16 protein-coding genes are annotated in these 14,235 nt (G+C 67.1%); 9 read left to right on the forward strand and 7 right to left on the reverse strand.

Annotated features, from left to right (window positions below):
- Positions 1-63: 63 nt before the first annotated feature.
- A complete protein-coding gene (locus ACXAJT_RS12580; protein WP_475235743.1) occupies positions 64-501 on the reverse strand; it encodes a hypothetical protein in 438 nt (145 codons plus the stop codon).
- A 116-nt stretch (positions 502-617) separates the two neighbouring features.
- Between ACXAJT_RS12580 and ACXAJT_RS12585 the strand changes: the two genes are divergently transcribed.
- Positions 618-1,205, forward strand: coding sequence for a TetR/AcrR family transcriptional regulator (locus ACXAJT_RS12585; protein ID WP_475235745.1), 588 nt, complete (start codon positions 618-620; stop codon positions 1,203-1,205).
- A 184-nt stretch (positions 1,206-1,389) separates the two neighbouring features.
- Here ACXAJT_RS12585 and ACXAJT_RS12590 read toward each other — a convergent pair whose 3' ends face one another.
- Positions 1,390-1,881, reverse strand: coding sequence for a c-type cytochrome (locus ACXAJT_RS12590; protein WP_475235747.1), 492 nt, complete (start codon positions 1,879-1,881; stop codon positions 1,390-1,392).
- A 134-nt stretch (positions 1,882-2,015) separates the two neighbouring features.
- Between ACXAJT_RS12590 and ACXAJT_RS12595 the strand changes: the two genes are divergently transcribed.
- Positions 2,016-2,447, forward strand: a complete 432-nt coding sequence (locus tag ACXAJT_RS12595; RefSeq protein WP_475235750.1) for a DMT family transporter — start codon at positions 2,016-2,018, stop codon at positions 2,445-2,447.
- Positions 2,448-2,456: 9 nt separating this feature from the next.
- On the opposite strand, the gene ACXAJT_RS12600 is transcribed toward ACXAJT_RS12595, so the two are convergent.
- From ACXAJT_RS12600 to ACXAJT_RS12610, 3 genes are all read right to left on the reverse strand, one after another.
- Positions 2,457-3,599, reverse strand: a complete 1,143-nt coding sequence (locus ACXAJT_RS12600; protein WP_475235752.1) for a calcium-binding protein — start codon at positions 3,597-3,599, stop codon at positions 2,457-2,459.
- 97 nt (positions 3,600-3,696) lie between these two features.
- Positions 3,697-4,380 (reverse strand): ABC transporter ATP-binding protein, encoded by a 684-nt coding sequence (locus ACXAJT_RS12605; protein ID WP_475235754.1) that lies wholly within the window; start codon positions 4,378-4,380, stop codon positions 3,697-3,699.
- Positions 4,373-5,659, reverse strand: a complete 1,287-nt coding sequence (locus ACXAJT_RS12610; protein WP_475235756.1) for a lipoprotein-releasing ABC transporter permease subunit — start codon at positions 5,657-5,659, stop codon at positions 4,373-4,375. Before ACXAJT_RS12610 ends, ACXAJT_RS12605 begins: the two co-directional genes overlap by 8 nt.
- Before the next feature lie 237 nt (positions 5,660-5,896).
- Between ACXAJT_RS12610 and ACXAJT_RS12615 the strand changes: the two genes are divergently transcribed.
- The 3 genes from ACXAJT_RS12615 to ACXAJT_RS12625 all read left to right on the forward strand — a co-directional run bounded on the left by ACXAJT_RS12615 (position 5,897) and on the right by ACXAJT_RS12625 (position 8,157).
- Positions 5,897-6,469, forward strand: coding sequence for a YceI family protein (locus tag ACXAJT_RS12615; protein WP_475235757.1), 573 nt, complete (start codon positions 5,897-5,899; stop codon positions 6,467-6,469).
- 167 nt (positions 6,470-6,636) lie between these two features.
- Positions 6,637-7,755 carry a pyridoxal phosphate-dependent aminotransferase gene (locus ACXAJT_RS12620; protein WP_475235759.1) on the forward strand — a complete coding sequence of 373 codons (1,119 nt, stop codon included), beginning with the start codon at positions 6,637-6,639 and terminating at the stop codon, positions 7,753-7,755.
- A gap of 198 nt (positions 7,756-7,953) precedes the next feature.
- Positions 7,954-8,157: a histidinol phosphate aminotransferase gene (locus tag ACXAJT_RS12625; protein WP_475235760.1), complete on the forward strand. Its 204-nt coding sequence runs from the start codon at positions 7,954-7,956 to the stop codon at positions 8,155-8,157.
- Between the two features lie 176 nt (positions 8,158-8,333).
- Here ACXAJT_RS12625 and ACXAJT_RS12630 read toward each other — a convergent pair whose 3' ends face one another.
- Positions 8,334-9,533, reverse strand: a complete 1,200-nt coding sequence (locus tag ACXAJT_RS12630; RefSeq protein WP_475235762.1) for a pyridoxal-phosphate-dependent aminotransferase family protein — start codon at positions 9,531-9,533, stop codon at positions 8,334-8,336.
- A gap of 157 nt (positions 9,534-9,690) precedes the next feature.
- Here ACXAJT_RS12630 and ACXAJT_RS12635 point away from each other — a divergent pair, with 157 nt between their 5' ends.
- The 4 genes from ACXAJT_RS12635 (at position 9,691) to ACXAJT_RS12650 (ending at position 13,787) form a co-directional block, all read left to right on the forward strand.
- Positions 9,691-10,386: a fused DSP-PTPase phosphatase/NAD kinase-like protein gene (locus ACXAJT_RS12635; RefSeq protein ID WP_475235763.1), complete on the forward strand. Its 696-nt coding sequence runs from the start codon at positions 9,691-9,693 to the stop codon at positions 10,384-10,386.
- Positions 10,383-12,173 carry an ABC transporter ATP-binding protein gene (locus ACXAJT_RS12640; protein WP_475235764.1) on the forward strand — a complete coding sequence of 597 codons (1,791 nt, stop codon included), beginning with the start codon at positions 10,383-10,385 and terminating at the stop codon, positions 12,171-12,173. The genes ACXAJT_RS12635 and ACXAJT_RS12640 overlap by 4 nt, the downstream gene beginning before the upstream one ends.
- A gap of 70 nt (positions 12,174-12,243) precedes the next feature.
- Positions 12,244-12,993 (forward strand): CAF17-like 4Fe-4S cluster assembly/insertion protein YgfZ, encoded by a 750-nt coding sequence (gene ygfZ / locus ACXAJT_RS12645; protein ID WP_475235766.1) that lies wholly within the window; start codon positions 12,244-12,246, stop codon positions 12,991-12,993.
- Positions 12,990-13,787, forward strand: coding sequence for a fructosamine kinase family protein (locus ACXAJT_RS12650; RefSeq protein WP_475235768.1), 798 nt, complete (start codon positions 12,990-12,992; stop codon positions 13,785-13,787). Before ygfZ ends, ACXAJT_RS12650 begins: the two co-directional genes overlap by 4 nt.
- On the opposite strand, the gene ACXAJT_RS12655 is transcribed toward ACXAJT_RS12650, so the two are convergent.
- Positions 13,772-14,230: a GNAT family N-acetyltransferase gene (locus ACXAJT_RS12655; protein ID WP_475235770.1), complete on the reverse strand. Its 459-nt coding sequence runs from the start codon at positions 14,228-14,230 to the stop codon at positions 13,772-13,774. The genes ACXAJT_RS12650 and ACXAJT_RS12655 overlap by 16 nt on opposite strands.
- Between the last annotated feature and the right edge of the window lie 5 nt (positions 14,231-14,235).

Consider the following 14,235-nt stretch of genomic DNA (forward strand, 5'->3'; position numbering starts at 1 on the left):
TGTGCAACGGCGTCTCGGCAGCGCCGGGGCGCATATTGGGGGTATTCAGGGCAGGATCGCCGCTTACTCGTCGGTCTGATCGTCCGCCGCGGTGCCGGTCAGCGGCGCGGTGTCTGCGCTGCTGTCTGCTGCGCCGGCACCCTCTGCGTCGGGAGCCAAGGCCCCCTCTTCGCCGGACATGGCGGCCTCGGTAAGCGCCTCGGTGCGCACGCCTTGCCGCATGCGGCCACGCGCGCCGCTTGCGACCACTTCGCCCCCCTGCAGCCCGGCGGCGCGGCGGCGCAGCGCCTCGGCGCGGGCCGTCAGGGTCTCGCTGGTTTCGGGCTGTGCCCGGACCGGCGCAGGCGCGGCCAGCAGATCGGACATCGGCACCAGATCGGGCCATGGCGCGCTGGCCACACCGCGGCTCTGCGCGCCATCGAACTCGGGGAAATCGGTGCAGGCCGCCAGCATGGCGCAAAGGCAAAAAGGCACGAGGCTGAACGGGAGCACGGGGCGCATGGCGGTGAGACGTCTTTCGCTGGACACTGTGCCCGTCTTGCCGCAAGCGGTGGCGCAGGGCAAGGCCGCGGCGCAAGGCGCTTGATCTGAACAATCGTTCAGATAAAACTGCCCGCATGGCTCGTACTGCAGGATCGCACTCCGACATCACCGGGCCGCGGATCCGCGAGGCGGCGCTGCGGCTCTTTGCAAAACACGGCTATGCCGCCGTTTCGATGCGCAAAATCGCATCGGAGGTCGGAGTGCAGGCCGGCGCGCTCTACAATTACATCCCCGACAAGCAGGCGCTGCTGGTCTCGCTGATGAAGGGGCATATGGACGAGCTTCTGGAGGCGTGGCAGGCCGAACCGCGCCCCGACGACCCTCTGGCGCGGCTCGAGGCCTTTGTGCGGTTCCATATCGGCTTCACGCTGCGGCGACCGGAATCGATTTTCATCTCCTATATGGAGTTGCGCAATCTCGAGCCCGAGAACTTCGCGGTGATCGAAGACCTGCGCGGGCGATATGAGGCGGTGCTGGAGCAAATCCTGCGCGACGGGCGCGCCGCCGGGCAACTTTCGGTGCCCGATACGCGGATCGCCGCCTTCGCGCTGATCGCCATGCTGACCGGGGTGAACACGTGGTATCGCGAGGGCGGGCGACTTTCCGAAGACGAGGTCGCGACGCTTTATTGGGACATGGCACGCAAGGCGGTGGGGGCCTAACCCGGAGCCGGTCGCCCCCCCGAAGCGCAGCGGCCTCGACCTCACCGTCGCACGCAGTCCCTTTGGGGCCACGCCAATCTCGCACCGTCTTAGAATGGAGAGGATGCAGGCCTAGGATAGTGGCCTGCATCGGGCACGAGACGCCTTGGCAGGCGTCTACCCCCTCTTGCGACGGGCGCGGTCGTTACTCGGCCACCTGTATCGCCTCGAGGTATTCCAGCAGCGCCACCATCTTGCGCGGTGTCGGCGTCAGCACGCCATCGCCGGTGTCGAGCGGCAGTTCGTCGCCTTTCAGCAGTTCGCCAAACTCGGGCATCGCCGGGCCGTCGAGATCGGAACGGGTGTAGCCGTCGATCTTCGACAGCACCTCGGCGCGCGGGAACACCCCGTCGCGGCGCGCGGCAATACGCGTCAGGTCTGCCGGGGCACCGCCCAGATCGGCGGCCAGCGGCCCGTCGCCGGTGCCCGAATTGCCGTGGCAGGCGGCGCAATACTCGACAAAGAGCGCCTGCCCGTCCGCCGGTTCGGGCATCGAAGCCTCCATGCAGGCGCCAAGCGCCAGCAGCGCCGCCGCGCCAAAGGCCCAGTTCCGCGGATGCAGCGGCTTGTGTGTCGTCTCAGTGCTCATCGTCTCGGTGTTCATCGGCGCGTATCCCTCGTCCTGCCTGTTTCCCATGTCTCGCGCGCCGCGCGCGGGGGATCAAGACCGCAGGTCGGCTTTCGCGCCGGCCATCCGGCGGGGGTGACATTCCGCCCGCACCGGGCCAGTCTCGCGCCAGACATCACGCCAGCCAGCCGCCGGAGACCGCCATGCCCGCCCAAGCCCTCATCATGCTCGCCGCCGGGATCGGCATTCCGGTGCTTGCTGCGCTCAACGCGCGGCTTGGGGGCTGGATGGGCTCGCCCGCGGCGGCGGCGGTGGTACTGTTCTGCGTGGCGCTGAGCGCCAGCGTGATCGTGCTCTTCTCGCTCGATCCCCGGCCCATCGCACGCGCCGTGGACGCGCCGAAACATCTGTTCCTCGCCGGGCTTTTCGTCGCTTTTTACGTGCTGAGCATCACCTATGTGGCGCCCACCTTCGGCGTCGGACGGGCAGTGTTCTTCGTGCTGCTGGGGCAATTGATCAGCGCCGCGCTGATCGACCATTTCGGCCTGCTTGGCGTGAAACCCGCGCCGATCTCGGCGCAGCGCGGGCTGGGCATTGCGATGATGGCGGCGGGCGTGTTCCTCGCGCAGCGCTGAGCCGACGCCTCAGCCTTCGGCCACGAAAGCAAGGCTGGCCGAGGTGATCGGCGCGCTGCGCCCGATCAGCGTGACAGAGGCGCCGTTGTCGAGCGTCACCACCAGCCCGCTGGAACTGGCCACCTGCGCGGCGATGCCCGGCGTCTCGGCACCGCTGTGGCTGAAGACGATGAGGTCTTCGGCCTCGTCGAAATCCTCTATGATCGCACCGTCGGAGAGCACAAAACTGTCGGATCCGGCGCCGCCGAGGGCCAGATCCCCCTCACCCAGCATCAGCGTGTCATCACCGGTGCCACCGATCAGCAGATCGCTCTCGGCGTCGTCACCCTCTGCGTCCGCCCCCCAGAGCAGATCGTCCCCCGAGCCGCCGAGCAGCGTGTCGGCCCCGCCGCCCCCGACGAGCGTGTCGCCGCCGCTGCCGCCTTCGACGTAGTCGTCGCCCGCCTCGCCCGACAGGCTGTCGGAGCCGCCGCCGCCGCTCAGCACATCCGCCCCATCGCCCGCCAAGATGATGTCACCGATATCGGTGCCGGTGAGCGTATCGTCGCCGTCGGTGGCGGCGGCGATGGGTTCGTCGACTGTGTCCTCGCCCGAGGCATCGCCGAGGTCGTCGCCAGCCGCATCATCGCTGGCGTCGCCGCTCGAGCCCACTTCGACCGCCGTCTCAGTGTCCTCGGTGGTGGCGTCTGTGGTGGCGTCGTCCATGCCCGAAGCCCCGGTGTCTTCGCCCGTGGCCTCTTCGGCGGCGGTGTCCCCGCCCTCGCTGTCTTCGGACGTGTCAGGGCCGTCCGCGCCGAGATCGTCGTCCGTCGCGCCCTCTTGGCCGGCTGGCGCATCAACAGCAGCGTCCTCGCCGGTGCCATCGTCCGGGGTGTCGGCGCCGCCCTCGTCCGGGGTGTCCTCTGGCGTGTCCTCGGCGCCCTCGTCCGCGATGTCTTCCACCACATCGTCGGCGCCGCTTTCGACAACGTCATCAGTGGGACCGTCTTCGGCGTCGGCCTCCTCCTCCACCGGAAGGATCAGCCCCTCACCGAGCTCCGCAACATCGGCATCGTCCGAGGTGTCCTCGTCGTCATCGTCGCCGCCCATCGGAAAGGCGACGGCGGCAAAGGGGAAAAGCGCCGCGAGCGCGACAAGTAATTCCAGCGGCATGAAGGCGACTCCAAAGGCTAAGTCCCCGGAACCCTGATGCTCAAGTTTGACGAAAATCGGGCAGCGCCACGGCCCCGCAGGGGTCTTCTCGCGGCGCTCAGAGCGGCACCAACTGGCCCTCGCGCATCTCGACCTGCCGGTCCATGCGGCCTGCCAGTTCAAGGTTATGGGTGGCGATCAGCGCCGACAGCCCGGTCTCGCGCACCAGTGTCATCAAGGCACCGAAGACCCGGTCGGAGGTGGTGGGATCAAGGTTGCCCGTGGGCTCATCCGCCAGCAACAGCTTCGGCGCGTTGGCCATGGCGCGGCAGAAGGCAACACGCTGCTGCTCGCCACCCGACATCGCGGCGGGGCGGTGCGCCACGCGGTCCTGCAACTCGACGCTGCCCAAAAGGTCCTTGGCGCGCGCCTCGGCCTCGGCGGCGGGCACGCCGTTGGCAAGCTGCGGCAGGGTGATGTTCTCGAGCGCGGTGAACTCGGGCAGCAGGTGGTGGAACTGGTAGACAAAGCCCACCTCCTGACGGCGCACGATGGTGCGGCGACGGTCGGACTTGCCGCCCAGCACCTCACCGGCAATCGCCACCTCGCCCGCGTCGGCGGTGTCGAGCAGCCCGGCGATGTGCAGCAATGTCGACTTGCCAGCACCGGAGGGAGCGACCAGCGCGACCACCTCGCCGCGCTGCACTTCAAGCGAGGCGCCACGCAGCACCTGCACCTCGTTGGGCGCGCCGCGGTTGTAGAATTTCTCGATGCCCGAGAGGCGCAGAACGGGATCACTCATAACGCAGCGCCTCCACGGGGTTCATACGCGCGGCGCGGCGCGCGGGAAAGATCGTCACGATGAAACTCAGGCCGAGCGACAGCGCCATAGCGGCAAAGACGTCGCCCCACTGCAGCTTGGCGGGCAGCGCGTAGATGCCGCGCACCGCCGGGTCCCAGACGCCGCCACCGGCGACGTAGTTCACGAACGAGAAGATCGGATCGATGTAGATGGCAAAGAGACAGCCCAGCACCACGCCCATGATCGTGCCGATCACCCCGGTGAAGGCGCCGCAGATGAAAAAGACCCGCAGCACCGAGCCTTCGGTCAGCCCCATGGTGCGCAGAATGCCAATGTCGCGGCCCTTGTTCTTCACCAGCATGATCAGGCCCGAGACGATGTTCATCGTGGCGATCAGTACCAGAACCGACAGGATCACGAACATCACGTTGTCCTCGACCTCCAGCGCGCGCAGGAAGCCGCCCGAGGCGTCCTGCCATGTCCAGATCAGCGCGCCCGCCCCCGCGGCCTGCTGGATGGCGGTGGTCAGGCCGTCGACCTGCTCGGGGTCTTCGACCATCACTTCAAGCTCGTCGGCGACGCCTTCGCGGTTGAAGTAAAGCTGCGCCTCCTCGAAGGGCATATAGGCGCGGGTGCGGTCGATGTCGTAGCGTCCGGCGGTGAAAATCCACGTCACCTCATAGGCCTTTACGCGCGGCGAGACGCCGAAGGCGGTCTTCACGCCCTCGGGCGAGATCAGCTTGACCTCATCGCCCACGTCCACACCTAGCTCGCGCGCCACGCCCGAGCCGAGCGCGATGCCCTCGCCAAAGCGCGAAAGATCGCCGCGCCCGGTCTCGGGATCGACGATGCGGCGGATGCCCTGCAGGTCCTCTGCGGTGATGCCGAACACCTCGACCCCGGCGTTGCGGCCGTTGGCGTTGCCCATCACCTGCCCCTTCACCAGAGGCGCGGCGCGGGTCACGCCGGGCACTTCGGCCACGGCGGCGGCGCGCTCGGCATAGTCGGGGAAGGTGCGCACGGTGCGTTCGAACTCATCCTCGCGCGCGGCGGCGTAGACGGTGACATGGGCGTTCGAGCCAAGAATGGTGTCGACGAACTCGGCGCGGAAGCCAGAGCGCACGGCCAGCGTGGCGATCAGCGCGAAGACCGCGAGGGTGATGCCAATCAGGCTGATCCAGGTCATCACACTGACCCCGCCCTCGGCGCGCCGGGCGCGCAGATAGCGCCAGGCGATCATCCATTCGAACGGGGCAAAAGGTGGCGGGGTACGGGCCATCGGCAATCTTTCCGGGTGATCTCTTCGCGGCGGAACCTGACCCCAACCCATGGCGGGGTCAATCCCTCGCTCCATGCTAGGGCTGCGGCGCGGCATATCCAGCACCGGTGCACATGCGCAGAAGTCCAGTGTTCGAATTTCAACATACCCTGTGGGCGCAGGCCGAATTGCCGCGGCGCGGCACATGCCCCCATGTTCAGGCATCGAAAACGCACAACACCAGCGGAGTTATCCGATATGAAATCCCTTCTGCTTGCCGGCGCCGTCGCGCTTGCCCCGTTCGCCGCAGCTGCCGCACCCGAAAGCTATGTCTTCGACGCCAGCCACACGCAGATCGTGTTCTCCTACAACCACCTCGGCTTCTCGACAGGCTACGGCATGTTCGGCGGCTTCGAAGGTGAAATCGAGTATGACGCCGAAGACCCCGCCGCCTCGACCGTGACCACCTCCTTCGACGTCACCTCAATGATCACCGGCTGGCAGGGTCGCTACGATCACTTCATGAGCGAAGATTTCTTCGGTGCGACCGACGAGAACACCGTGACCTTCACCTCGAAGTCGATCGAAGTGACCGGCGAAGACACCGGCCTGATCACCGGCGACCTGACGCTGAACGGCGTGACCAAGGAAGTCGTGCTCGACGCGGTTCTGACCCAAGCGGGCGAGCACCCGATGGAAGGCAAGCCCTGGCTCGGCTTCCACGCCACCACCACGCTGATCCGCTCGGACTACAACGTCGGCATGTTCGCGCCCTACGTCAGCGACGAAGTTGAAGTCGAGATCTCGATCGAGGCGATGAAGGCCGAGTGAGTGCGCATTCCGGTCGTCGCCCCGCGCGACGGCCAGAACGGTAACGAGTGACGCGTCAAAATCGTTTTGTCAGTGCCCCCGGAGCCCATGGTTCCGGGGGTTTTGCGTGCCCGCCGCCCCGCGCAGGCTCTTGCCAGAGCGCGGGCGCTGCGGCATATCTCCGGCCCATGACTGGACCTCGCTACACCCCGCTCGTCGCATCCCTTCCCGAGACCGTGCCTTTCGTCGGCCCGGAAACGCAGGAACGCGAGCGCGGCGCACCGTTCCGCGCCCGCATCGGCGCCAACGAGAACGTCTTTGGCCCCTCGCCCCGCGCGATCGAGGCGATGCAGCGCGAGGCGGCGGAGATCTGGAAATACGGCGACTCGAGCAGCTTCGATCTGCGCAACGCCATCGCCGCGCATCATGGCGTGGCCCCCGAGAACGTCATGGTCGGCGAAGGCATCGACGGGCTGCTGGGCTATCTGACACGGCTGGTGGTGGCGCAGGGCGACGCCGTGGTCACCTCGGACGGCGCCTATCCCACCTTCAACTACCACGTGGCGGGCTTTGGCGGCGCGCTGCACAAGGTGCCCTATAAGGACGACGGCGAGGATCTGCCCGCGTTGCTGGCCAAGGCCGCCGAGGTTGATGCCAAGCTGGTCTATTTCGCCAACCCAGACAATCCGATGGGATCGTGGAAATCCGGCGCCGAGATCGCCGCGCAGCTCGATGCGGTGCCCGAGGGCACGCTGTTGGTGCTCGACGAGGCCTATGTGGAGTTCGCCCCCGAGGGGACCGCGCCCGAGATCGACATTGAGGACCCGCGGGTGATCCGCTTCCGCACCTTCTCGAAAGCCTATGCGATGGCGGGCGCGCGCGTCGGCTACGCGCTGGCGGCGGCGCCGCTCATTCGCGGCTTCGACAAGATCCGCAACCACTTCGGCATGAACCGCACCGCGCAGGCCGGGGCGCTGGCCGCGCTGCAGGACGGCGCGTGGCTGCAGCAGACCATCGACAAGGTCGCCCAAGCGCGTATGCGCATCGCCGAGATCGCCAAGGCCAACGGGCTAACCGCCCTGCCCTCGGCCACCAATTTCGTCGCGGTAGATTGCGGCGGCGACGGCGCTTTCGCCAAGGCGGTGCTGGAGGGTCTCGGCAAGCGCGGCGTCTTCGTGCGGATGCCCTTCGTGGCACCGCAGAACCGCTGCATCCGCATCGGCGCTGGCACGCCCGACGACCTCGACGCGCTGGCCGAGGCGCTGCCCGGCGCACTGGAAGAGGCGCGCGGCACCAGCGCCGCCTGAGCCTGCCCTACAAGCCCGCCCTCTGCGGGCTTGTGCACAAATATTGCGCCGGAGTTTGGCAGCACGTCGCCGCGCAACCTTTTAGAAACAAGTTTTGATCAGCCTGATGCGTGACCAAAGGGAAGGTTGCGCTACCCTTCTTCTATTGAACTTTGTCTTTCTGCCCGCCTTCGACATGGCCCGTCCGAGGATCGCATCATGGCCCCCTATTCCGAACCCCCGCGCCCCGACTTCTTCAGCGCCAATCTCGTTCTGCTCTTCGTGGTGATCTTTGCCGTTCTGCTGTTGCTGTGGATCAGCTACGGCCTTGGCATCGCGGTGATCGCCGGCGTGGCGATCAACCACGTCATCTCGGTGATCGACCACCGCCGCAACGACGAGACGACCCCACCGCAGACCTGACGCTGCCTGCACTGCCAGCGACGTCGCTCTCCTAAAAGTCATAGCGCCAGCCCCTACGGAGCGCCGGCGCGTTTGAGGCGGTCTCTGACGGCATGGTATCTGAAGGCGCAGGTTCTGAAGGCACAGGATCTGAAGACACAGGCCGAAAGCGCGATGGCCCGCGCCTTAGCGCTTCCTTAGCCCTTGGCGATTTCCGCCGCGGCGGCCGACATGGCGCCCTGCCCATGCGGGATGCCCAACGAGGTGAAACCCGCCTCGAGCACACCCAGCAGACCAAGGATCATATGCGCGTTGACGTGCCCCATGTGGCCAAGCCGGAAAAAGCCGGTGCCGCCGGGATCGTCGGGCTCGGCCATGCCAAGGCCGATGCCCAGCGTCACCCCCGCCTCGCTCTCGCACCATTTGCGCAGCTGCGCGCCATAAGGCTTGCCCAGCCGCAACGCGGTGACTGCGTGGCTGCGCAGGGCGCGATCCTCGATGTTCAGCGTCAGCGGGCCGCCCTCGCCCCACGTCTCTGCAGCGGCCCAGATCGCCCGGGCGAGCACCGCGTGGCGATGCCACACCTGCTCGATTCCCTCTTCGCGGATCATGTCGAGCGCGGTGCGCAGCCCGTAGAGATGGTGCGTCGGCGCTGTTCCGCCGAAATACTGGTAGAAGAAATCCGGCGCGCCGCGCGCCGTCCAATCCCAATAGAGGCTGACGCGCTTCATCTCGGCGCGCCGCGCTTCGGCCTTGTCGTTGAAGAAGACAAAGCCCAGCCCCGGCGGCACCATCAGCCCCTTTTGCGAGCCGGTGACCATGATGTCGACGCCCCAGGCATCCATATGGAATTCCTCGACCCCCAGCGAAGCGACGCAGTCGGCCATCAGCAGTGCCGGGTGGCCGGTGCTGTCCATCGCCGCGCGCAGGCTGGCGATGTCGTTGCGCACTGAACTGGCGGTGTCGACATGGCTGACCAGAACCGCCTTGATCTCGCGCGCCGTGTCGGCGCGCAGCGCATCGGCGATCAGCTCAGGGTCGTAGGTGGACTTGGTGCCGAACTCGAGGATCTGAGGCTCAACGCCAAGGCCGCGGGCCATCTCGGCCCAGCCATGCGCAAACCGGCCAGTCGCGGGCACCAGCACCTTGTCGCCTTCGCCCACCACATTGGCGAGCGCCGCCTCCCATGCACCGTGGCCGTTGGCGATGTAGATCGCCACCTTGGCCGCCTCGGTCTTCGCAACATAGCGCAGATCGGGGATCATCCCGGCAACCATATCGACGATCGCGCCCTCATAGATATTCGGCGACGCGCGGTGCATCGCACGCAGGACTGCGTCGGGCATGACGGACGGACCGGGAATGGCCAGATAGGGGCGACCGTGGGCTAGAGACATGGGGAAACTCCGAAAGCACCCCTTGAAATTCCGGGGCGAGAGCCAACCTAACGGCGGCTGCGCCGAGGTCAATCACCTCCGGGCGCAAGACGCGCGACGCTTGCCAGCAGGCACCTTAGCCCGTAAACGACCGCCCGACAGGTACAGGAATTGAGCAATGCTGACGAAGCTCTGGGACAAGATCGAGAGCGCCGAACGGCGCTTCCGCCGGTCGTTCGGCAAGGATATCTCGACCCCCCGTGCGCGGGCGCTGTCGAAGTTGCACTACCACGTGTTCGACCACGCGTTCCTGCGCATGTTCTGGACCAATTTCTGGCAGCTGGCGCCGGGCGTCTGGCGCTCGAACCAGCCGACGCATGCGCGGTTCGAGAAATACGCCGCGATGGGCATCAAGACCGTGATCACCCTGCGCGGCGAAGAGAAGTTCTCGCACTACCTTTTTGAAAAGGAGAGCTGCGAGAAGCTGGGGCTGACGCTGCTGCACGCCAAGCTCTGGGCCCGGTCGGCGCCCAAGCGTGAGCGCGTCGTGCATCTGATCGATACCCTGCGCAGCGCTGAAAAGCCGCTGATTTTCCACTGCAAATCCGGCGCTGATCGGGCTGGCTTCGCCTCCGCCGTCTACCTGATGGTGTTCGAGGGCGTGCCGGTCGAGGAGGCGCGCAAGCAGATGGGTCTCAAATACGTTCACCTCGAATTCACCAAGACCGGGATTCAGGGCTACATTCTAGACACATACGCCGCCCGCAACCGGCGTGATCCGATTTCCTTCGAAGATTGGATTCGCACCGAGTACAATGCCAAGAAACTACAGGCGGGCTTCAACGCGAAGCGCCCGCCGGAAGAGATGGCATGAGCGCGGACACGTCCGAGACCAAAAAACTCTCCAAGACCCCCAAAGGGGACTCGCGCAAGCTGCTGCTCTGGCTGGGGCGTAACTACCTCTGGCGCTATCGCTGGCAGATCTCCGTCGCGCTGGTGTTCATGATGCTCGAAGGCTCGATGTTCGGCTTTCTGAGTTACATGATGAAGCCGATGTTCGACGAGGTGCTCGTCGGCGGCAGCCGGTCGGCGCTGGTCTGGGTGGGCGTGGCGATCTTTGCGATCTTCGCGATCCGGGCACTGGCCAGCATCGTGCAGAAGGTCATGCTGACGCGGGTTTCGCAGCTGACCGTCGCCGACATCCGCAACGATCTGCTGTCGCATCTGATGACGCTCGACGGCAGCTTTCACCAAGCCTACGGCCCCGGCTACCTGATGCAGCGCGTCGAAGGCGACGTGGAAGCGATCAACAAGGTCTGGCGCATCCTGATCACCGGCGCCGGGCGCGACGTGGTCGCGCTGGTCTCGCTGTTCGGCGTGGCATTGGGCATGGACTGGCGCTGGACATTGGTGGCGTTGATCGGCGTGCCGCTGATGGTCGCCCCGTCGATCCTGCTGCAGCGCTACGTGCGCAAATACGCCCGCCGCGCGCGCGACATCTCGGCCGGGCTGTCGACGCGGCTCAACGAGGTGTTCCACGGCATCGTGCCGATCAAGCTCAATAGACTCGAGGACTATCAGGCCGCGCGCTACCGCCGGCTCACCCGCGAGCGCGTGCGCACCACCGTCTCCTCGAGCCTCGGGCAATCCGCGATCCCCGGCCTCATCGACGTGATGTCCGGCATCGGCATCCTTGCCGTGCTGATCTATGGCGGCGGCGAGATCATCTCGGGGCAGAAAACCGTCGGCGACTTCATGGCCTTCTTCACCGCCATCGGCCTCGCCTTCGAACCCCTGCGCCGGCTGGGGGCGATCAGCGGCACATGGCAGATCGCCGCTGCCTCGATCGAGCGGATCAAGGAACTGCTGGATATGAAACCGGCGCTGCGCGACCCACCGGATCCGCTGCCCGTGCCGGACGGCGTGCCGGAGATCGTGCTGGACGATGTGACCCTGTCCTACGCCCGATCCGCCGTGCTGCGCGGCACCAGCTTCACCGCCGAGGCGGGCAAGACCACCGCTTTGGTCGGCGCGTCTGGCGCGGGCAAGTCGACGGTGTTCAACGTGCTGACCCGGCTGGTCGACCCCGAGAGTGGCGAGGTGACCATCGGCGGCATCCGCACCGACGCCATGCGCCTTGCCGATCTGCGCGGGCTCTACTCGGTGGTCAGTCAGGATGCGCTGCTGTTCGAGGACAGCCTGCGCGAGAACATTTTGCTGGGCCGCGAGGACGTCTCGGAAGAGCAGTTGCAGACCGTGCTGGAGGCGGCGCATGTCTCCGATTTCCTGCCGCGTCTGCCGCAGGGGCTCGACAGCCCGGCGGGCACCCGCGGCAGCAATCTGTCGGGCGGGCAGCGTCAGCGCGTCGCCATCGCCCGCGCCTTGCTGCGCGACACGCCGATCCTGCTGCTGGACGAGGCGACCTCGGCGCTCGACGCGGCCTCGGAACAGGTGGTGCAGGCGGCGCTCGACCGGCTTTCTGCCGGGCGCACCACGCTGGTCATCGCGCACCGCCTGTCGACCGTACGCGGCGCCGACAAGATCGTGGTGATGGACGCCGGCCAAGTGGTCGAACAGGGCACGCATGCCGAACTGCTTGCGAAAAACGGTGCCTATGCGCGTCTGCACGCCATGCAGTTCGAGGATGAACAGACCGGCTGACCGCCGCCCCCTGTCACCTGCCCCGCATCACACCTATACTCCGCCCCAAGACATTCAGGACGGAGTTCCCATGACCGCCACCACGGAAACACAGCGCAGCGTTCTGCGCGTCAGCGGCCCAGAGGCCCACGACTTTCTGCAGAACCTTGTCACCAACGACCTCGGCAGGCTCAGCGACGGGCTGGTCTATACTGCGCTGCTGACACCTCAGGGCAAGTACCGGGCCGATTTCTTCCTCGTGCCGCGCGAAGACGGCTCGATCCTGATCGATGTGGCCGAGCCGCTGGCCGCCGATCTGACCAAGGCGCTGACGCTCTACAAGCTGCGCGCCAAGGTCGACGTCACGCCCACCGAGATCGCCGTCAGCCGCGGCACCGGACCGGAACCCGAGGGCGCGTATCCTGACCCGCGCGATCCCCGCATGGGTTGGCGCGGCTACGACGGCCAGCCCGGCGAAGAGGCCGACTGGGACGCGCTGCGCGTTGCCGCCTGCGTGCCCGAAACCGGCATCGAACTGACCCCCGACACGTTCATCCTCGAGGCGGGCTTTGACCGGCTCAACGGCGTCGACTTCCGGAAAGGCTGCTTCATCGGCCAAGAAGTGGTCGCCCGGATGAAGCACAAGACCGAGCTGCGCAAAGGTCTCGCCACTGTCGAGATCGATGGCGACGCCGCGGTCGGCACCGCCATCGAGGCGGATGGAAAACCGGCCGGCACGCTGTTCACCCGGTCCGGCGACCGCGCCATCGCCTACCTGCGCTTTGACCGCGCGAAGGGCGAGATGACCGCGGGCGAAGCCACCCTGCGCCGGGTCTCTTGAGCCGCGCCGCGCTGGAGCGCGCGCTGGGATCGGCAATCACCGGCGCCCGCGCCCTGCACGGCGGCGATCTGTCGGAGGTGCAACTGGCGACCCTCGCCGATGGGCGGGCGGTCGTGATCAAACGCGGCACGCTGGTTGGGCCCGAGGCGCGGATGCTGCAGGCCATCGCCGCCGCAGGGGCCCGCGCGCCGCAGGTGCTGGCGCAGGAGGGCGATCTGCTGGCATTGGAGGCGCTGCCCGAAACCGGCGCAAGCGCCGCCGGGTGGCAGGCGCTCGGACTAGAGTTGCGCAGGCTGCATGCGGCGCGTGGCGATAGCTACGGCTGGGCCGAGAGCTACGGCTTTGGCACCCTGCGCCTCGACAACGCGCCGCGAGACGACTGGCCGGGTTTCTGGGCCGCGGCGCGGCTTCTGCCTTTCGTGCCGCATCTTCCAACCGCGCTTGCCACGCGGGTCGAGACACTGTCCCGGCACCTGCCGGACCTGCTGCCCGCCTCACCGCCGAAAGCGCTGCTGCACGGCGATCTCTGGACCGGAAACGCGCTGTTCATGCAAGGCGCCGCCGCGCTGATCGATCCGGCCAGCTACTACGGGCACGCCGAAGTCGATCTGGCCCTTCTGGAGCTTTTCGGCACGCCGCCCGCCGCGTTCTGGCAGGGCTATGGCGAGACAGACCCGGGCCGCGACGCGCGCCGCCCGATCTACCAGCTGTTTCCCGCACTGGTGCACCTGCGCCTGTTTGGCGGCAGCTATGCCGGGATGGTACGCGGCCTGCTGGATCAAACCGGTTTCTGAAACCCCTTCCCCAGACCGGCCGCCGACCGGCGCGCACCCGCACGCGCCATAAGCGCACCCGTCGGGGCACTGCCCTCGGTCAGGGGGCTCTCCCACCCGATCGCGCCCTGCCCTGCGATCTCGGCCTCGAAGGCGGCGATCAGCCGCCGACCGACCCCGCGGCGGCGCCATGACGGTTCCACCCAGATATGCTCGAGCCGCGCCCTGCGCCCCGCCTCCCCCCAGCGCCACATCAGGTAGCCGCGCGGCACCGCCTCGGCGTGGTAGGCCAGCAGCTGCACGCCTGCATCCAGCAGTGCCGCGACATACGCCCGCCGCCCGGCCTCGCCACCGGGTTCGGCAGGCCAGTGCTGGCCACCGGACGGGAGCGGCGTTCCGCGCAGCATGCGGGCCAGCGCCGGCACATCCTGCACATCGCAGCGGGAGATCGGAGAGTTAAACATCAAAA

It is taken from the genome of Salipiger sp. ABF4_146 (assembly GCF_056161345.1).